The organism is Rhodanobacter hydrolyticus (genome assembly GCF_044904645.1).
The window spans coordinates 1251304-1269216 of sequence record NZ_JADIKK010000008.1 but is presented as its reverse complement, the minus strand read 5'-3'; the positions used below and the strand labels follow the sequence as shown (position 1 = coordinate 1269216).

Below are 17913 nucleotides of genomic sequence, written 5' to 3'. Positions count from 1 at the left end.
CAAGGATGATCGCAAAAACAAAGCGCCGCCTTGTTGCGGCGGCGCTTTGGATGGAACGGTGCGGCGGCTTCAGTGCGCGGCGGCGGGAGCTGCGGCGGCATCGCCCTTGAGGCAGGAGCTCATGAAGGTCTTGCGATCGGCGCCCTTGAGCGCCTTGGTCTTGGCGTCGGCATTGCAGCTCTTCATCTTTTCCTGCTGGGTGGCCTTGGCGGTCGGCGCCGCGGCGGCGCTTTCGCCCTTGAGGCAGGAGCTCATGAAGGTCTTGCGGTCGGCGCTGCTCTTGCCGGTAGCCTGTTTGTTGCAGTCGCTCATGCGCTGCTGCTGCGGGGTGAGTGTCTTGCCGGTGGCGGTGGCTGCCTGCGGAGTGGCGGCGAACGCGACGGTGGTGGCAAAGGCGAGCACGGCGCAGGCGGCGATCTGGCTGAAACGCAAGGTCATGATGATTCCTCCCGAGGTGACCGGCGGCTGCCGGCGTGCGCAGTCTATCGCTGCGGAGGAAGCATTGAAGCTGAACGGCGGAAGACAGGCGTAGGCTTGGCGCCCACCGCTCGGTCGGCGGTGGGCGCTGGTGTGCATCACGCCGGTCAGGCAGCCTTGCTTTCGCTCTTGCGCGGGCCTTCCAGCAGGGCGTGGCGCACGTGCGCGACCACCAGGTCCACTTCGGCGCTGGTGACGTTGAAGTGCGGGGTGAAGCGCAGCGAGTTGACGCCGCCGTGGATCACGCCGATGCCGCGCTCGCGCATGTATTCCTCGATGGAACCGGCGCCGTAGCACTTGAACTGCGGGGCCAGCTCGCAGGAGAACAGCAGGCCGGTGCCCTGCACCTTGGTGATCAGGCCGCCCAGCTCGTCCTTCAGCGCGTTGAGCTTGTCCACGAACTCCTTGCCGCGCTCGCGGATATTTGCGCGCACCCCGTCAGTGAGCTCGCCCAGCGTGGCCAGCGCCACATCCAGCGCGCGCGGGTTGGCGGTCATGGTGTTGCCGTAGATGCCCTTGCGGTACAGGTTGCCGGCACGCTCGCTCACCGCCAGCACCGATAGCGGGTACTGGCCGGCGTTGAGCGCCTTGGAGAAGGTTTCCATGTCCGGCGCGGGCAGCTTCTCGAAGCCGGGGTAGTCGGTGAGCGACAGCACGCCGTGCGCGCGCAGGCCGGCCTGGATCGAGTCGACCAGCAGCAGGGTCCCGTGCGCTTCGGTGAGCTTGCGTGCGGTGGCGTAGAACTCCGGCGTCACCGCGCGGCCCGGATCGCCTTCGCCCATCACCGGCTCGAGGAACATCGCCTCGATGAACCAGCCATGCTTGTCGGCGTCGGCGAACGCGGCTTCGAGCTGGGCGATGTTGTACGGCTCGACCGTCAGCAGGCTGTCCTCGTGGCGATAGCTGGCGAGGTGCTGCTGGTAGGTCTTGCGCGAGGAATCGGAATACAGCGCCGGCTTGTCGGTGCGGCCGTGGAAGGCGCCCTTCACCGCGAGACGCTTGATGGTGCGGCCGGCGTAGCGGCCACCGACGTCGGTCATCAGCTTGGCGTTGACGTCGGCGATGCGGCAGGCCAGCGACACCGACTCCGAGCCGGAGTTGAGGCACAGGTAGTGCGCATACGGATTGCTGCCGCGGTTCTGGCCCAGTTCGCGGTTCAGCGCCTGCACCAGGCGCAGTTGCGCAATGCTGGGCGTCATCACGTTGGCCATCACCTGCGGGCGGGCCAGCGCGGCCTCGATGGCCGGATGGTTGTGGCCGAAACCCAGCATGCCGTAGCCGCCGTTGTCGTGCACCACCGCGCCTTTCAGCGTGACAACCCACGGGCCGCGCGCGGCAGCCGGCAGGTAGGGATTGATCGCGTCGTCGGGATAGAAGTTGACGAAGCCGGCCTGCGCCTGCGCCAGTTGCGCAGACTCGTCCAGCTTCAGGAAATCGCCCAGCTCGGTGCGCAGTTCGCGGTGGCGAGCCACCGCGGCGGCCACGGCCTCGCCCAGCATGGCGTCGGTTGCGGCCATGCGCTCGATGCTGGCGTCGTCCAGACCGGTGGTGCGCAGCTTGCCGCCGAATTCGCGCAGTTCGCGCAGCTGATCGATCAAACCCATGGTGCTCTCCTCGAAATCCGTCGGCGCCCCGCACCCAGCGCGAAGCAGGCCGACGTGTTTTGCGTGATGCGCGGCGGGGTGATCCGGCTTGGCGGCAGCGCGCATCCACGAACCCTAAGGATAACCTGCCGGGCAGGTGGCCCGGTACCCCCTGGCTGCAGCAAAACGCCTTGCACTGCAACACCTTGCAGGCGGGTGACGCCTGTCACACGCGATGGCTGACGGCGGCGACTGGGGTTGTCAGGGCCCGCTATCTACTGTGTGTAGCACGGAGGAAAAGCCATGACCGACACCATCGTTGCCCGACTCGCCGCCGCCGCGAAACGCTACGGCTCACTAACCGCGCTGGATGGCGTGGATCTCGCCGTGCGGCGAGGCGAACTGCTGGCCCTGCTCGGCCCCAACGGCGCCGGCAAGAGCACCAGCATCAGTCTGCTGCTGGGACTGATCCGCCCCGATGCGGGCCGCGCCGAACTGTTCGGACTCGACCCGCAACGCATCGAGGCACGCCGTCGCATCGGCGTGATGCTGCAGGCCGCCAACCTGCCGCCCACCTTGCGCGTGGGCGAACTGTTGCGACTCACGATGAGCTACTACCCGAACCCGCGTGATTTCGACGAAACCGCCGCGCTGGCCGGCGTCGCCGACCTGTTGCTGCGGCCTTACGGCAAGCTCTCGGGCGGCCAGCAGCGGCGCGTGCAGTTCGCCTTGGCGCTGTGCGGACGACCCGAGCTGCTGTTCCTCGACGAACCCACCGTGGGCATGGACATCGATGCGCGGCAGAAGCTCTGGTCGGCCATGCGCGCGCTGGTCGCCGAGGGCTGCGCCGTGGTGCTCACCACGCATTACCTCGAAGAAGCCGAGGCGCTGGCCCAGCGCGTGGTGGTGCTCGGCCAGGGACACGTGCTCAGCGAAGGCAGCGTGGACGACCTGCGCAAGCGCGTCGCGCTCACCCGCATCCGTTGCGTGAGCGACCTCGATGCGGAGGCGATCGCCGCATGGTCGGGCGTGGCATCCGCGACGCGCGAGAACGGCCATCTGTGGATCGCCACCGCCAAAGCCGAGACGGTGGTGCGCCGGCTGCTCGACGCCGATCCTGCCCTCAGCGAACTGGAAGTGCAGCGCGCGGGCCTTGCCGAGGCCTTCACCGAACTTACCCGCGAAACCACCGTCGAGCAGGAGGCCGCCTGATGAACACCGTTGCCGTTGTCGCCGCATCGCCGGCCGTCACTTCCGTCATGCCGCCGCGCCGCGTGCTCGGCGCCTACCTTGCCGAAGCGCGCAGCGAGTGCCTGCGCTATATGCGTGCACCGGGCTTCTTGCTGCCCATCCTGCTGTTTCCCGGATTGTTCTACCTGGTGTTCGGCGTGCTGATGGGCAAGTCCGAAGGCGCCGATGCAGCACGTTACCTGCTGGCCAGCTACAGCGTCTTCGGGGTGATGAGTCCGGGCCTGTTCGGCTTCGGCGTGTCGCTGTCGCTGGAGCGGGACGGCGGCTTGCTGACCTGGAAGCGCGCGCTGCCGATGCCGCCGGGCGCCTACCTGCTGGGCAAGATGCTGATGGCGATGGGCGCAGCCGCGGTGGTGGTGCTGATGCTGCTGGCGATGGCCATGGGCCTCGCGCACGTGGTGCTGGCACCGGCGCAGGTCGCGGCGTTGCTCGCCACCGGCATGCTGGGCGTACTGCCGTTCTGTGCGCTGGGCATGCTGGTGGGCACCTTGATCAAGGGGCAGGGCGCGCCCGGCATGCTGCAGCTGGTCTATCTGCCGATGTCCTTCCTGTCAGGGCTGTGGTTCCCGCTGTCGATGCTGCCCAAGACCCTGCAGCAATTCGCGCCGGTGTGGCCGAGCTATCACCTTGACCGCATCGCGCTGGTCGCGGCGGGTATCGTGCATGAGCCGGTGCTGCCCCACGTGCTGGTGCTGGCCGGCTTCGCCGCCGCGTTCTTTGCATTGGCGGTGCGGCAGCTGCGCCGGTACGGCTGAACTGGCGGTAGCATTCGGCCATGAGCGATATGGATCACCGTTCCGACCACAGGCAATGGCCTGCGTGGCTGCACCCGGCGCCCGGTTCTGCCGCGGCGGCGATGCGCGCCGCGGGCCATTCGCCCTGGGCCTATGCATGGAACCTGCTGTGGTCGTTCTGGGTGTTTCTCGGCCCGTTGTTCCAGCATGTGGGGCAGGGCTTCTGGTGGTCGCTGGTAGTGGGCTATCCACTTTTCCTGCTGCTCTTCCTGCTCTCGTGGATACGGCCGACCACCGAGGTGAGCGGCTATATCGGTGCGCTGGTGATACTCACCGCGCTGTCGATGCCGTGGAATCCCGCCGGGTGGACTTACGCCGTGTTCGCCTGCGCGATGTTGCCGTACGAAGGTTCATGGCTGACCAACGCCATCAGGATGGGGGTGATCCAGGCCCTGCTGGTGCTGGAGGGCATCTTCCTGCACTGGGACTGGTACTCCTTCGTGATCCTGGTTGGCGTGTGCACCAGCTCGGGCGTCGGCGCGCTGGTCGGGCGCATGAACTGGGACAAGAACAACAAATTGCGCATGTCGCACGAGCAGATCCGCCAGCTTGCCGCCACCGCGGAGCGCGAGCGTATCGGCCGCGACCTGCACGACCTGCTCGGCCATACGCTGTCGCTGATCACGATGAAGCTGGAGTTGTCGCGCCGGCTGCTCGACCGCGACCCGGAGACGGCACGGCGCGAACTGGCCGAGGCCGAAGAGGTGGCGCGCCACGCGCTGGCGGAAGTGCGTTCGGCGGTCACCGGCATCCGCGCGGCGGGCTTTGCCGCCGAACTGGCGTCGGCCACGCTGTTGCTGCGCACGTCCGGCGTGCAGCTCGACCAGAACCTGCAGGCCTTCAACCTGCCCGAGCCTGTCGAGTGTGCGTTGGCGCTGGTATTGCGCGAGGCAGTGACGAACATTGCGCGGCATGCGTGCGCGACGCTGGCGCGGGTGTCGCTTACCGGCACGGACGGTGGCCTGCAGCTGTGCATCGAGGACAACGGCCGCGGCGGCATCCACGCCGCCGGCAACGGCCTGCGCGGCATGCGTGAGCGGGTGCTGGCACTGGGCGGCACAATGCGGCTGGATTCGCCTCCGGGCGGCGGCACGCGGCTGGACGTCCAGGTGCCGCTCGTGGCGACGATTGCGGCACATGCCGTCGGCATGCCCAGGGTCGAGGCGCCGGTCTCCGCCTGTATGCGGCACGCCACATGATTCCCGCCTTGCTTGTCCGCTGGTTCACGCCCGCGCCGGATTCCGGCGTGGCCGACGACATCCGGCGCGGCAAGTCGCCGTGGGCCGACAGCGTGCATCTGTTGTGGTCGGTGTGGATTTTCATCACGCCGCTGTTCGATAACGGCACCGCGGGCTACACCCGGACCTGGCTGCTGTTCACGGCCGCGTCCTATCCCCTGTTCCTGTTGCTCTTCGCCAAGATCCAGCTGGCGCCGCAACGCACGGCGTACCTGTATGCCTGGGCCATGGCGGTGTTGTGCTTCGCCTTGCTGCGCTGGTATCCGAGCGGCCTCAGCTATTTCGTCTATGCCTGCGTGATGCTGAATCATTGCCGGATGCGCCTGCGCGCCCAGTTGTTCCAGCTGGTGCTGCTCAACGTGGCTTTGCTTGGACTGGCCTGGTGGATCGGCTATCCGACCAGCGTGCTGGTGATCATGCCGGCTTCGGTCATCGTGATCAGCGTGATCATGCTGGTCGAGCGCATCAACAAGGAAAAGGACGCCGCGCTGCGCTTGTCGCAGGAAGAGATACGCCGGCTGGCGGTGCTCGCCGAGCGCGAGCGCATCGGCCGCGACCTGCACGACCTGCTCGGCCACACGCTGTCGCTGGTGACGCTGAAGTCCGAGCTGGCGCGCAAGCTGGCGCTGGCCGATCCGCCGCGCGCCCAGCGCGAGATGGAAGAAGTGGAGCGCGTGTCGCGCCATGCGCTGGCCGAAGTGCGCGCCGCGGTCACCGGTATGCGCCGCAGTGACCTGACGGCGGAGCTGGCCTCGGCGCGGCTGATGCTCGAAGCCTCGAACATCGCGTTCGAGGCGGGCACGCTGGCGCTGGCCGGTTTGCCGCCGGAGGTCGAAGCGTCGCTTGCGCTGGTGTTGCGCGAGGCGGTCACCAACATCCACCGCCACGCGCATGCCACGGCGGCGCGGGTGTCATTTTCATGCGAGACGGAAAGGTTCCACATGCGTATCAGCGACAACGGACGGGGCGGCCTCGCCGCTCACGGCAACGGCATCAGCGGCATGCGCGAGCGCGTGCGCTCGTTGGGCGGCACGCTCACTATTGATTCGCCCGTGCGGCGCGGCACCACGCTAGACATCGAGGTGCCCTCGCGCGCGGCGCCGAAATCCGTTGTCGTGGATGCGCACCTGTTGCCGGCGCTGGCAAGCCAGGGAGACGCGGCATGATCCGCGTGCTGCTGGCCGAAGACCAGGCCATGGTGCGTGGCGCGTTGTCGGCGCTGCTGAACCTCGAATCCGACATCGAGGTACTGGGCTCGGCCTGCGATGGCGAGGCGGCCTGGCGCGAGCTGCAACGGTTGAAGCCCGACGTGCTGGTCACCGACATCGAGATGCCCGGTCTTACCGGCCTGGAACTGGCGCAGCGCATCCAGCGGCACGAGTTGCCGATGAAGATCATCATCGTCACCACCTTCGCGCGCCCGGGCTTCCTGCGCCGCGCGCTGGATGCCGGTGTTTCCGGCTATCTGCTCAAGGACGCGCCCGCAGAGAACCTGGCCGATGCCCTGCGCACCGTGCACCGCGGCGGTCGCGCCATCGATCCACAGCTGGCGCTGGAGGCATGGTCGGAGGCCGACCCGCTGAACGATCGCGAACGCCAGGTACTTCGCCTTGCCGGCGAAGGACAGAGCGCGGGCGACATCGCCATCGCCCTGAATCTTTCGCACGGTACGGTGCGCAATTACCTTTCCGAAGCCATCGGCAAACTCGGCGTGGCCAATCGCATCGAGGCATACCGGCTGGCGCGCCAGAAGGGCTGGTTGTAGCAAGCGCGCACGCGTTCGGGTGCAATGTCGTCCGGAACTCCTGGCGAGCGCGCTCTTGATTGCCTCCCTATCCCGACGAATGCACCGACTGGCGTGGCTGCTGCTGGCAGCTTGCGTGGCGGCCTGCAGCGGCAAACCCACGCCATTGGCCAACGATGCCTATGTGTGGCAACGGCAATGGACGCCTGCGCTCGTGCACGCGTTGTCGGACGATGGGCGATCGGTGCGCGAATGGCGCGTGCTTACCGGCGAAATGGATGCACAGGGCCAGTGGCGCCTGTTCGCGCCGGACTGGCGTGCACTGGCGGCGAGCGGCAAGCCGGTCGTCGCGGTGGTGCGCATCGAGGGACAACTGCAGCACTGGGACGAAGCGACGCTGTTGGCGGACGTGCGTGCGGTGCTGGCGCTGTGGCGGCAGCAGAAAATCGCGTTCGCCGGTGTGGAGATCGATCACGATTGCGCCACCTCGCGCCTGGCTGCCTATGCGCACTTCCTGCAGTCGTTGCACCCGTCTTTGTTGCCGCGCGAGAAGCTCTCGATAACGGCGTTGCCGACATGGATGGGTAGCCCAGGCTTAGACAAGCTGCTCGCGCAGGCCGACGAAACGGTGTTGCAGGTGCATGCCGTGCAGTCGCCGCGCGCCGGCCTGTTCGATCCTGCCGTGGCGCGCGCGTGGCTGGACGCTTTCGCCCGGCACACGCGCAAACCATGGCGCGTGGCGTTGCCCGCCTATGGCACGCGAGTGAGCTGGGATCAGGACGGCCGCGTGGTCGCCATCGAAAGCGAGCGTCCCATGTTGCTGGGCGACCAGCGTTCCAACGAACTCTTCGTCGATCCGCAGACCATGCAGCGGTTCGTCGCTTCACTGGAACAGGACGCACCGGACCACCTCGCGGGCATCGTGTGGTTCCGCCTGCCCACTGGCGACGACGTGCGGGCGTGGAGCGAGGCGAGCTGGCAGGCCGTGCTTGCCCGAGCGCCTTTGCGTGCGTCGCTGGCCGTGGTCGCCGTCGCTACGGACGATCCGCGTCGCTACGACGTCCTGCTGCGCAATGAGGGCGACGCCGACCTGCCCTTGCCGCCGTCGATTCGCGTCGACGGCGCCTGCATGGCGGCGGATGGCGTCAACGGTTATGGATTGCAGCACGACGGCCGTGGCCAGTCTCTGCAACGTACGCGGATTGGAGTGCTTCGCGCGGGGCGGCAACTGACCGTAGGATGGTTGCGCTGCGAGGTCGCTCCAGGGCTGCGCATCGGCTCGTGAAGGGTGGTTTCCGACATAATTGGGCGACCCGGGCCGAGGGTGCCCGTCTGTCAGGGGAAACCATGTTCAAGCGCACATGGATCGCTGCCGTCGTGGCGGCGGCTTTTGCCGGCGCCGTTGCCTGGGCGTGCGGCCCGATGTTCCCCAACCAGTTGCTTGATCGGCGTGGCGCAACCTTGAAGGCCGTGCCGCAGAACAGCTTCGCGTTCGAGGCGCAGCGCCTGCTGCCGGCGACGGACAAGCTGGCCGGAGACGAATCGTCGCCAGACGACTCCGGTCCCGCCAAAAAGGACGACGCGACCGAAGCCAAATCGCTGGGTGTGTCGGTGGCGCAGCTCGCGAGCACCAGGGCGTTGCGCACGCTGGACAGCGGCGATGCGGCCTACGAGCAGGGCAAGGATCTGCCGGAGGACCTTCGCCTCTACACCGCCGGTGCCGTGGACTACGCCAAGGGCAATGCCGACAAGGCGGCTGCGCGCTTCGAGCAGGTGCTTGCTCTGCCGCCTGAGCAGGCGAAGCTGCGCGCCACCTGGGCGGCATACATGCTGGGCCGCATCCATGCCGCCAAGGCACATGACGCGACAGCCGATGCCCCAGCTTTTGCGAACGAGCGCACGGCGGCCGCGAAGGCTTTCGAGCTTGTGCGCACGCGCGCGGTGGAGGGTGCTTCCGACACGCAGGGCTTGGCCGTCGCCAGTTTCGGCGACGAAGCGCGGCTGTGGCTCTACGACCACGGCGCGCAGTGCAGTTGGGCTGAGCTCTATGGTGTGTCGCCAGATACATCCAGTGACGACAGTGGCGAGGCCAGTGCCACGGCCAAGGACACTGCCCCCGCCTGCGGCACAGGCCTGTCGCCGGACGACCTCAAGAAGGCGATCACGCTGTACGCGGCGCAGGCGGGACATCAATCCGACGGCGCGGTGAACTCGCTCGCCGCGGTGGCCGATTTCGTCCTGCGCCAGCCGCAGCTTGCCGAGGCGCTGATCGACAGCCCGGTGCCGCAGCGCCTGCTGGTCGCCTACGCGCTGGCCCGGATCGGCGATGGATCCGACGACACGGTAGCCGGCGCCCCAAGGCCGAAGGCCGACCCGCGCCTCGTCGCGCTCGTGCAGGCCATCGAGAAGCGTGGCCTGGACCATGTCGCGGGAGCCGATCGGCTGGCCTCGCTCGCTTACCAGATCGGCGACTACGACCTGGCCGCCAAGCTGGTGGACCATTCGGCCGGCCCGCTGGCCGAATGGTTGCGCGCGAAACTCGCACTGCAGAAGGGCGACCTGGCGACTGCGGCTGCGGCTTACGCCGCCGCGGCCAAGGCCTTCCCGAAGGCGGACGATCCGAGGGCCGCCATCGAGCCGGAGAACGTCCGCCTGGTCACGGGCGAGCAAGGCGTGCTTGCGCTGGCGCGCGGCGACTATGTCGAGGCGATGGGGCACTTGTATGACGCGGCTTCCGCGGCCGGCGGCGATGGCAACGAATACACCGACGATGGCTCGGGCAGGGGGTATGGCAACGACGCCGCCTATGTCGCCGAGCGTGTGCTGACGGTCGATGAGCTGAAAGATTTCGTCGATGCGCACGCACCCGCGTCCCCCGTTCCTTCCGGCGACAAGCAGACGGTCGGCTCGCTTCCCCTGGCTGACAACCTGCGCTGGTTGCTGGCGCGCCGCCTGATGCGCGAGGGTCGTTACGACGAGGCCCTGGTGTATTTCCCCCAGGACGACGATCCGCGCATTGCCTTCACGGACGACGCCGGCAACAGGCAGGCCGCCAACTTGCGCAGCAAGGCGCGCGCCTATGCCGATGCCATGCATCAGGCCGCACGCACATGGACGGACATCGGCAAGGCGCAAGCCTTGTACGCCGCTGCGGTAATCGCTCGCACGGACGGCATGGAAATCCTGGGTTACCAGCAGGGGCCGGATTTTCAGGACAGCGACGGTGCGTTCCAGGACGGCAGTGGCCAGACGCCCGACTCGCTGAAGCAGGCCTACGTCACCGATGGCGAACGGCAGCGCTACGCGGCGAGCGTAGCCAGGCCCGACTATCGCTTCCACTATCGCTACATCGCCGCGGACGAGGCTTCGCAGGCGGCCGATCTGCTGCCGCCGCGTTCGCAGGCGTTCGCTGCGGTGCTGTGCCAGGCCACGGGCTGGATGCAGCAAGGGCCGCCGGATTACGACGACAACTATCCAAATTATGGCCAGCCGGCACCGAAGGGGATTTCCGAGCGCAGGCGCCGCGCCGATGCGTACTACGCACGCTATGTGAAGCAAGGCGCCTACGTCGATTGGGCCAGCGACTTTGGCGACCATTGCGAAGAGCCCGATTTCAACCGCGCCCGTGCGTTGCAGCGGTCCCAGGAAGTGCGCGCGGTGAAGCATGCCGTGCGTCGCTGGTTCCCGCTTGAGCTGGGCGGGCTGGTGCTCGTCGTCGCGGGAGTCGTGACCTTGTTGGTGCGCCGGCGGCGAGGCAAGGCTCCAGCCTGATGCCCGTTGGGGTTGCCTCGAGCGGAAGCGCCGCGCTGCCTCGTGTCAGGAGAGGGTGCGCGGCGGCACCTTTGGTGTGACAGATGCCTGCAAGTCGCGCACTAAGCCGGACGGATCGGCAGGCGAAAGCACCACGGTGCACAGATCTCCGCGCAGTACCACGGCCTGCTGCCAATCGGTGACGAAGGCGCGGTAGCGGCCCAGCTTGGCGTTGCGGAACCAGCCCGAGAACGAGAACAGTCCGCCGTTGCCGAACAGACGGATCGAACCGGCGCCGGCGTTCGGGTCGATGGTCGCCTCGCGCAATTCGCCAAGCGCCACGCGCGTCGTCCAGAGCAGCCGGCGCACGTGCAGGACGCCACCGTGCACCGTGTAGTCACGCACTACGAAGAGCAGGGAGATCAGCAGGATCGACGTAGGCAGCACCATGACTACGGTGCGCACCCTCGGCAGCGTCTGGCCCGGCACGAAGTACGCCACCAGCAGGAATACTCCCAGCAGGAGCAGGGTGACGGCGATCGAGATGCCCTTGAGAAAGGTGCCCCAGGGCGCGGCAGGTCGACTTGTTTGCATCCGCGGATTCTCGCCGCACGGCGTGGCGTGGACAAGCCGGCGCGCCTGCGTGCCCCACCTGCGCGATAATCTACGGTCGCACGCTTCGAACCCGCCCCCCGTGAAAAAGTCCGATTTCGATTTCGACCTGCCGCCCGAACTGATCGCCCAGGCGCCATTGGCCGAACGTTCGGCCAGCCGCCTGCTGCTGCTGGATGTGGCGGAAGACCGGCGCGAGGACCGCATGTTCCGCGAATTGCCCGGATTCCTGCGGCCCGGCGATCTGCTGGTGTTCAACGACACCCGCGTGCTGCCGGCGCGCCTGTACGGGCGCAAGGAAAGCGGCGGCGCGGTGGAGATCCTGATCGAGCGCGTCACCGGCGCGCACGAGGCCACCGTGCAGCTGGGCGTGAGCAAGAAGCCGAAGGAAGGCGGTCGCATCGAACTGGCCGACGGCAGCCATGCGGTGGTGCTTGGGCGCGACGAAGGTTTCTTCCGCCTGCGCTTCGAGGCACCCGAATCGTTGGAGAAGCTGCTGCTCAAGCTGGGCGAGATGCCGTTGCCGCCGTACATCGAGCGCCACGCCGACAGCACCGACATGGAGCGCTACCAGACCGTGTTCGCGCGCGAGCCCGGCGCAGTGGCCGCACCCACGGCCGGCCTGCATTTCGACGAACCCTTGCTGGCGCAACTGCGCGAACGCGGTGTGGGTTTCGGCTACGTCACCCTGCACGTGGGAGCAGGCACTTTCCAGCCGATGCGCACGGAGAACCTCAGCGAGCACCACATGCACCGCGAGTGGCTCAACGTGGGTGCAGGCCTCGTCGAGCAGATCCATCGCACCCGTGCCGCCGGTGGCCGTGTGTTCGCGGTCGGCACCACCGTGGTGCGCGCGCTGGAGAGCGCCACAGTGGAAGGCGAGCTGCACCCGTTCGCGGGCGAGACGCAGATCTTCATCTTCCCCGGCTACCGCATCACCAGCATTGATGGCCTCATCACCAACTTCCATCTGCCGCAATCGACCTTGTTGATGCTGGTGTCGGCGTTGGCGGGCCGGGAGTTCATGCTGGATGCCTATCGGCATGCGGTGGAGCAGCGGTATCGGTTTTTCTCGTACGGGGATGCGATGTTGATCTTGCCGGGGGATGATTGAGTTTCCCTATGGCCCGTTGCGCGGCCTGATCGTCCACGCCTCGCCGCTGCCGAGGGGCCCCGGAAAAGCAGCGTTTCCAGCGCGCAAAAACAACAGCACGAGCAAAGCCAAAGCCAAAGCTGCGTGAAGCACCGAGGGTTTTGCTCGTCATCCCGGCGCAGGCCCGGATCCAGCAGCGATCACGCTCATCCATGCCATACCGTCACTGGATGACCAGCTTCGCTGTTGTAGAGCTCCTCCGGCCTGCGCCGGAATGACGAACGGTGAGGGCTCTCGGTTGGCTGTGGGCCCTCAATTTCAAGATGCGATGAGGCCAGCAAGAAGGAACTCGGGCGTGGGCAGGCATCCGAAGCCGCTTTGTCGCTGGCGGCAATCGACCGAAAGCCCCCGCAGGCGAGCGAGTGCACGCAAGGGAACGGTCTTCGCCAGTCCCCATCACTTGCCCCAAGTCTTCCCCATAGGAGGAGACATTGCATCGACCTGCGATAATCCCGCCATGAGCTCCCTCAAATTCGACCTTCTCGCCACCGACGGCGGCGCCCGTCGCGGCCGCCTCTCCTTCCCCCGCGGCACCGTGGAAACGCCAGCCTTCATGCCCGTAGGCACCTACGGTTCGGTAAAGGCGATGACGCCGCGCGACGTGCGTGAAACGGGGGCGGAGATCATCCTCGGCAACACCTTCCACCTGTACCTCCGGCCCGGCCTGGAGATCGTGGAGAAGTTCGGCGGACTGCACCGCTTCATCGGTTGGGACAAGCCGATGCTTACCGATTCCGGCGGCTTCCAGGTGTTCTCGCTGGCACACCGGCGCAAGCTCACCGAGGAAGGTGTGACCTTTGCCTCGCCGGTGGACGGCTCCAAGGTGTTCCTCTCGCCGGAGGTGTCGATGCAGATCCAGCGCACGCTGGATTCGGACATCGCGATGATCTTCGACGAGTGCACGCCGTACCCGGCGACGGAAAAGGTGGCATCCGACTCGATGGAGCTGAGCCTGCGCTGGGCGGAGCGCTCGCGCCGTGCCTTCGACGACCTGAAGAACCCCAACAATCTGTTCGGTATCGTGCAGGGCAGCGTGTACGAGCCGCTGCGCCGGCGCTCGGCGGAGCGGCTGGTGGAGATCGGCTTCGACGGCTATGCGGTGGGCGGCCTTGCCGTAGGCGAGCCGGAAGAGGCGCGCAACCATACGCTGGATTTCACCGTGGATCTGCTGCCACAGGACAAGCCGCGCTATCTGATGGGCGTAGGCCGGCCGGAGGACATCGTGGCGGCGGTGTGCCGCGGCATCGACATGTTCGATTGCGTGATGCCCACCCGCAATGCGCGCAATGGCTTCCTGTTCACCGCCGAGGGCACCTTGCGCATCCGCAACGCGAAGTACGCGGACGACACGCGGGTGATCGAGGAAGGTTGCGACTGCCATGCCTGCGCCAACGGCTTTTCGCGCGCCTACCTCCGCCACCTCGATCGTTGCAACGAGATCCTGGGCAGCCAGCTCGCCACCATGCACAACCTCCGCCACTACCAGCGGTTGATGGCCGGCTTGCGGGAAGCCATCGCGGCAGGCACTCTGGGTGACTTCGTTGCGGGCTTCCACGCGAGCCGGGCTGGGGCGAGGGTCTAGCCGGCCGTCATGCGGGAAAACCTGCGGATCGTGCAGACGGCTCTCTTGTTTCGTGCGCCGGCTGCCCCGATACCGGGACGGAAGTGGCCGCACAAGCGCCTTGTGGCGCAGTGCATGGCCTTGGGGGGCGTGGCATAATCCACGGTCTTTTACTCTAGGCGCCCGGCAAAAAAACCTGCTGGCGCCATAACTTGCGAGACGAACCGATGAGTTTTCCGATGTCTTTCACGCTGGCCCAGGCGGCCCCGGGCGCCCAGGGTGGCGGCCTGTCCATGATCATCATGATGGTGGTGCTGTTCGGCCTGATGTACTTCATGATGATTCGCCCGCAGATGAAGCGGCAGAAGGAGCATCGCACCATGGTCTCCGCCCTGGCCAAGGGCGACGAAGTGGTGAGCAACGGCGGCCTCGCCGGCCGCGTGGACGAAATCGGTGAGACCTTCATCACCATCGAGATCGCGCCGAACGTGAAGGTGAAGCTGCAGAAGGGCGCGGTGTCGCAGGTGCTGCCCAAGGGCTCGCTGAAGTCCGCCTGAGAGGCTGGGTATCCGGCGCTTTACGCATGGTGCGGCTAGGGATGGCCGCTTCTTGATTCCGGCGATCATGGACGAGCGCAAACCTCTTGAGTTCGGCCACGGACGATCGGCTGGATGACGTCTGCAACACGGATGGCTGCAAAGGATTATCGATGAGCGATTTCCCCCGCTGGAAGTACGCACTGGTTGTGCTGGCGATGCTGTTCGGCATCCTCTACGCGCTGCCCAACGCTTTTAGGCCGCTGTCGGCGGTGCAAGTCACTCCCAACCAGGGCGCTGCGCCGGCCGACGATGCGCTGCGCCAGAAGGTGGCCGACGCATTGGTCAAGAGCCACGTGGTGGCGAAGGACGTGGAGGTGCAGGGCGACCATCTGCTCGCCACCTTCGCCAACGCCGACGTCCAGAAGAGCGGCGCCGACGCGATCAGCGCCTTGCTCGGCGACAACTACACCGTGGCGTTCAAGCTGCAGTCCACGGTGCCGAACTGGCTGACCTCCATCCATGCGAACTCCATGCCGCTGGGCCTGGACCTGCAGGGTGGCGTGCACTTCCTGATGCAGGTGGACCAGAGCGGCGTGCTCGACAAGCTGGAGAACAGCTATGCCGACGACATCCGCGGCCAGTTGCGCGACAAGAACATCCGCTACGAGTCGGTGGTCCGCAGCACAGTGGCCGGCCAGGGCATCGTGGTGGTGTTGCGTTCGGATGCCGACCGCTCCAGCGCCGCCGACCTGATCGCCGGCAATTCGCCGGACCTGGTGGTGACCGACGGCCCCAGCACCGGCGACCGCTTCGTGCTGTACGCCGCGATCAAGCCGACCAAGCTGCGCGACCTCTCGCTGGGTACGATCAAGCAGAACCTCGCCACGTTGCGCAACCGCATCAACGCGCTGGGCGTGTCCGAACCGCTGATCCAGCAGCAGGGCGAAGACCACATCGTGGTCGAGCTGGCCGGTGTGCAGGATCCTGCCGGTGCGAAGAGGCTGATCGGCGCCACCGCCACGCTGGAATATCGTCCGGGCATTAGCAAATTCCCTGATCCACGAGCAAGGGAGGCTGCGCAGAGCGGCAGTATCCCGCCCGATGCGAATCTCTACTACGAAGCTGGAACCAACGAGCCAGTGCTGGTGGGCAAGCGCCCCATCGTCACCGGTGACCAGTTGGTGGATGCCAGCTCCGGCGTCGATCAGCAGAACGGCACGCCTTCGGTGAACGTGACGCTGAACGCCTCCGGCGCGGCGAAGATGCAGGAGTTCACCAACAACAACGTCGGCAAGCCAATGGCGGTGCTGCTGATCAACACCGAGTACGAAACCAGTACGGTGGACGGCAAGGTAGTGCGCACGCCGAAGACCATCACCAAGGTGATCAACTACGCCAACATCCAGAGCCCGTTCGGCAAGGAGTTCTCCACCAACGGCCTGGGCAGCCCCAAGGAAGCTTCCGACCTGGCGCTGCTGTTGAAGAGCGGCGCGCTGGCCGCGCCGATGGACATCGTCGAGCAATACGTGATCGGCCCCAGCCTCGGCCAGGAAAACATCAAGAAGGGTTTCGACTCGGTGATGCTCGGCCTCGCGCTGGTGCTGCTGGCGGCGGCGATCTACTACAAGCTGTTCGGGCTCGTTGCCGACATCGCACTGTTCTTCAACCTGCTGATCCTGGTGGCGGTGATGTCGATGATCGGCGTCACGCTCACCATGCCGGGCATCGCGGGCATCGTGCTGACCCTGGGCATGGCGATCGACGCCAACGTGCTGATCTGCGAACGCGTGCGCGAGGAACTGCGCAACGGCTCCACGCCGCACGCGGCGATCCACGCCGGTTACGACAAGGCGTGGGCCACGATTCTCGACGCCAACGTCACCCACCTGATCGCCGCACTGGCGCTGATGACGATGGGCACCGGCGCGATCCGCGGCTTCGGCATCACGCTGGGCATCGGCATCCTGACTTCGATGTTCACCTCGGTGGTGATGACGCACGCGTTCACTGCGCTGATTCACGGCCGCCGCAAGCTCAAGACCCTGTCGGTCTAAGGGCGGGATTCAATCCATGGAAATCTTCAATCACAACAGCAACATCCACTTCCTGCGCATCCGCGTGTACAGCATCGCGATCGCCGTGGTGCTGATGCTCGCCTCCGTCGCGCTGCTCGCCACCAAGGGCCTGACCTATGGCCTGGATTTCACCGGCGGCGTCTCGCTGGTGGTGGACTATGCGCAACCGGTGCAGACCGGCGATGTGCGTGACGCGCTGGAGAAGGGCGGCATCGTCGATCCGGTGGTGCAGAGCGTGGGCGGCACCCGCGAGGTGTCGGTCCGCATCCAGCCCGACAAGGCCATGCTCGACGCCAAGGGCCAGGTGGATCTGGACAAGGTGGCCAGCGTGGTCATGCAACCGCTGAAGGCGGCCCGTGCCGATGCCTCACTGAAGAGCCGTTCCTCGGTCAGTGCCGCGGTGGGCGCAGAGCTGAAGAGCGACGGCATGCTGGCCGCGGTGTTCGTGATGCTCGGCATCATGGCCTACCTGTGGATCCGCTTCGAGCGTCGCTTCGCCATCGCCGCGGTGGCCACCGAAATCCACGACACGCTGGTGACGCTGGGCATCCTTGCCCTGACCGGACGCGAGTTCGACATGACCGTGCTGGCCTCGGTGCTGGCGGTGATCGGCTACTCGATCAACGACAAGGTGGTGGTGTTCGACCGCATCCGCGAGCTGTTCCGCCTCGCGCGCAAGGCCGAGCCGGAGGAGATCCTCAACCGCTCGATCAACAGCACGCTGTCGCGAACCATCATCACCTCGCTGTTCACCGGCATCACCATGGCCGCGCTGTTCTTCTTCGGCGGTCCGGCGGTGCACGGCTTCGCGATCACCATGCTGATCGGCATCGTGGTGGGTACGCTTTCCTCGATCTTCGTGGCCAGCCCCATCCTGCTGTGGCTGGGCGTGTCGAAGAAGGACCTGATGCCGGTGACCAGGGAGAACCCGGAGCTCGCACGGCGTCCTTGATACGTTTCCCTGCCTGCTGCCTGCCGATGAGGCCGGGAGGGGAAAACCTGTGCGGTTTGCGAACGGCCCGGAACCAATCCGGGCCGTTCGCGTTTTGGTGTGGGCCTCTCTCTCCGGCTCCATGCAGGTCGGCAAAGAGAAGGAATCCCGTACCGGCAGACGACTGAAATCGCCTTGTTCCCGT

General features: G+C 66.5%; 15 protein-coding genes. 12 read left to right on the top strand and 3 right to left on the bottom strand.

What is annotated here, in order from left to right; all coding sequences use genetic code 11:
• Window positions 1–69: 69 nt before the first annotated feature.
• Together ISP25_RS08420 and ISP25_RS08415 are read right to left on the bottom strand one after the other, a co-directional pair.
• Complete coding sequence (locus ISP25_RS08420) at window positions 70–438, bottom strand: PsiF family protein (RefSeq protein WP_192154367.1); 369 nt, start codon at window positions 436–438, stop codon at window positions 70–72.
• Window positions 439–584: 146 nt separating this feature from the next.
• Window positions 585–2081: an aminotransferase class III-fold pyridoxal phosphate-dependent enzyme gene (locus ISP25_RS08415; protein WP_404613155.1), complete on the bottom strand. Its 1497-nt coding sequence runs from the start codon at window positions 2079–2081 to the stop codon at window positions 585–587.
• A 282-nt stretch (window positions 2082–2363) separates the two neighbouring features.
• Here ISP25_RS08415 and ISP25_RS08410 point away from each other — a divergent pair, with 282 nt between their 5' ends.
• The 7 genes from ISP25_RS08410 (at window position 2364) to ISP25_RS08380 (ending at window position 10858) form a co-directional block, all read left to right on the top strand.
• Window positions 2364–3272 carry an ABC transporter ATP-binding protein gene (locus tag ISP25_RS08410; RefSeq protein ID WP_404613153.1) on the top strand — a complete coding sequence of 303 codons (909 nt, stop codon included), beginning with the start codon at window positions 2364–2366 and terminating at the stop codon, window positions 3270–3272.
• Window positions 3272–4066: an ABC transporter permease gene (locus tag ISP25_RS08405; protein WP_192154373.1), complete on the top strand. Its 795-nt coding sequence runs from the start codon at window positions 3272–3274 to the stop codon at window positions 4064–4066. Before ISP25_RS08410 ends, ISP25_RS08405 begins: the two co-directional genes overlap by 1 nt.
• A gap of 20 nt (window positions 4067–4086) precedes the next feature.
• Window positions 4087–5304, top strand: coding sequence for a sensor histidine kinase (locus ISP25_RS08400; RefSeq protein ID WP_404613151.1), 1218 nt, complete (start codon window positions 4087–4089; stop codon window positions 5302–5304).
• The gene (locus ISP25_RS08395) at window positions 5301–6509 is read left to right on the top strand and encodes a sensor histidine kinase (protein WP_404613149.1); all 1209 of its coding nucleotides are present in this window, start codon (window positions 5301–5303) and stop codon (window positions 6507–6509) included. Before ISP25_RS08400 ends, ISP25_RS08395 begins: the two co-directional genes overlap by 4 nt.
• On the top strand, window positions 6506–7108 hold the full coding sequence (locus ISP25_RS08390) for a response regulator transcription factor (protein WP_192154380.1): 603 nt from the start codon (window positions 6506–6508) through the stop codon (window positions 7106–7108). Before ISP25_RS08395 ends, ISP25_RS08390 begins: the two co-directional genes overlap by 4 nt.
• A gap of 79 nt (window positions 7109–7187) precedes the next feature.
• On the top strand, window positions 7188–8372 hold the full coding sequence (locus ISP25_RS08385; RefSeq protein ID WP_404613147.1) for a DUF3142 domain-containing protein: 1185 nt from the start codon (window positions 7188–7190) through the stop codon (window positions 8370–8372).
• Window positions 8373–8434: 62 nt separating this feature from the next.
• Window positions 8435–10858 carry a hypothetical protein gene (locus ISP25_RS08380; RefSeq protein ID WP_404613145.1) on the top strand — a complete coding sequence of 808 codons (2424 nt, stop codon included), beginning with the start codon at window positions 8435–8437 and terminating at the stop codon, window positions 10856–10858.
• A 45-nt stretch (window positions 10859–10903) separates the two neighbouring features.
• Here ISP25_RS08380 and ISP25_RS08375 read toward each other — a convergent pair whose 3' ends face one another.
• Window positions 10904–11431, bottom strand: a complete 528-nt coding sequence (locus ISP25_RS08375; protein ID WP_404613143.1) for a PH domain-containing protein — start codon at window positions 11429–11431, stop codon at window positions 10904–10906.
• A 100-nt stretch (window positions 11432–11531) separates the two neighbouring features.
• Here ISP25_RS08375 and queA point away from each other — a divergent pair, with 100 nt between their 5' ends.
• The 5 genes from queA to secF all read left to right on the top strand — a co-directional run bounded on the left by queA (window position 11532) and on the right by secF (window position 17729).
• Window positions 11532–12563 (top strand): tRNA preQ1(34) S-adenosylmethionine ribosyltransferase-isomerase QueA, encoded by a 1032-nt coding sequence (gene queA / locus ISP25_RS08370; protein ID WP_343227522.1) that lies wholly within the window; start codon window positions 11532–11534, stop codon window positions 12561–12563.
• 496 nt (window positions 12564–13059) lie between these two features.
• Window positions 13060–14184, top strand: a complete 1125-nt coding sequence (gene tgt / locus ISP25_RS08365) for a tRNA guanosine(34) transglycosylase Tgt (protein ID WP_404613140.1) — start codon at window positions 13060–13062, stop codon at window positions 14182–14184.
• A 206-nt stretch (window positions 14185–14390) separates the two neighbouring features.
• On the top strand, window positions 14391–14720 hold the full coding sequence (gene yajC / locus ISP25_RS08360; RefSeq protein ID WP_192154392.1) for a preprotein translocase subunit YajC: 330 nt from the start codon (window positions 14391–14393) through the stop codon (window positions 14718–14720).
• Window positions 14721–14872: 152 nt separating this feature from the next.
• The gene (gene secD / locus ISP25_RS08355; protein ID WP_404613137.1) at window positions 14873–16756 is read left to right on the top strand and encodes a protein translocase subunit SecD; all 1884 of its coding nucleotides are present in this window, start codon (window positions 14873–14875) and stop codon (window positions 16754–16756) included.
• A gap of 16 nt (window positions 16757–16772) precedes the next feature.
• Window positions 16773–17729, top strand: coding sequence for a protein translocase subunit SecF (secF, locus tag ISP25_RS08350; RefSeq protein WP_192154396.1), 957 nt, complete (start codon window positions 16773–16775; stop codon window positions 17727–17729).
• Window positions 17730–17913 lie beyond the last annotated feature (184 nt).

Excerpts from the sequence above, each read along its gene's own strand:
- ISP25_RS08420 (WP_192154367.1), bottom strand. The coding sequence starts at position 438 with ATGACCTTGCGTTTCAGCCAGATCGCCGCCTGCGCCGTGCTCGCCTTT.
- ISP25_RS08415 (WP_404613155.1), bottom strand. The coding sequence starts at position 2,081 with ATGGGTTTGATCGATCAGCTGCGCGAACTGCGCGAATTCGGCGGCAAG.
- ISP25_RS08410 (WP_404613153.1), top strand. The coding sequence starts at position 2,364 with ATGACCGACACCATCGTTGCCCGACTCGCCGCCGCCGCGAAACGCTAC.
- ISP25_RS08405 (WP_192154373.1), top strand. The coding sequence starts at position 3,272 with ATGAACACCGTTGCCGTTGTCGCCGCATCGCCGGCCGTCACTTCCGTC.
- ISP25_RS08400 (WP_404613151.1), top strand. The coding sequence starts at position 4,087 with ATGAGCGATATGGATCACCGTTCCGACCACAGGCAATGGCCTGCGTGG.
- ISP25_RS08395 (WP_404613149.1), top strand. The coding sequence starts at position 5,301 with ATGATTCCCGCCTTGCTTGTCCGCTGGTTCACGCCCGCGCCGGATTCC.
- ISP25_RS08390 (WP_192154380.1), top strand. The coding sequence starts at position 6,506 with ATGATCCGCGTGCTGCTGGCCGAAGACCAGGCCATGGTGCGTGGCGCG.
- ISP25_RS08385 (WP_404613147.1), top strand. The coding sequence starts at position 7,188 with ATGCACCGACTGGCGTGGCTGCTGCTGGCAGCTTGCGTGGCGGCCTGC.
- ISP25_RS08380 (WP_404613145.1), top strand. The coding sequence starts at position 8,435 with ATGTTCAAGCGCACATGGATCGCTGCCGTCGTGGCGGCGGCTTTTGCC.
- ISP25_RS08375 (WP_404613143.1), bottom strand. The coding sequence starts at position 11,431 with ATGCAAACAAGTCGACCTGCCGCGCCCTGGGGCACCTTTCTCAAGGGC.
- tgt (WP_404613140.1), top strand. The coding sequence starts at position 13,060 with ATGAGCTCCCTCAAATTCGACCTTCTCGCCACCGACGGCGGCGCCCGT.
- yajC (WP_192154392.1), top strand. The coding sequence starts at position 14,391 with ATGAGTTTTCCGATGTCTTTCACGCTGGCCCAGGCGGCCCCGGGCGCC.
- secD (WP_404613137.1), top strand. The coding sequence starts at position 14,873 with ATGAGCGATTTCCCCCGCTGGAAGTACGCACTGGTTGTGCTGGCGATG.
- secF (WP_192154396.1), top strand. The coding sequence starts at position 16,773 with ATGGAAATCTTCAATCACAACAGCAACATCCACTTCCTGCGCATCCGC.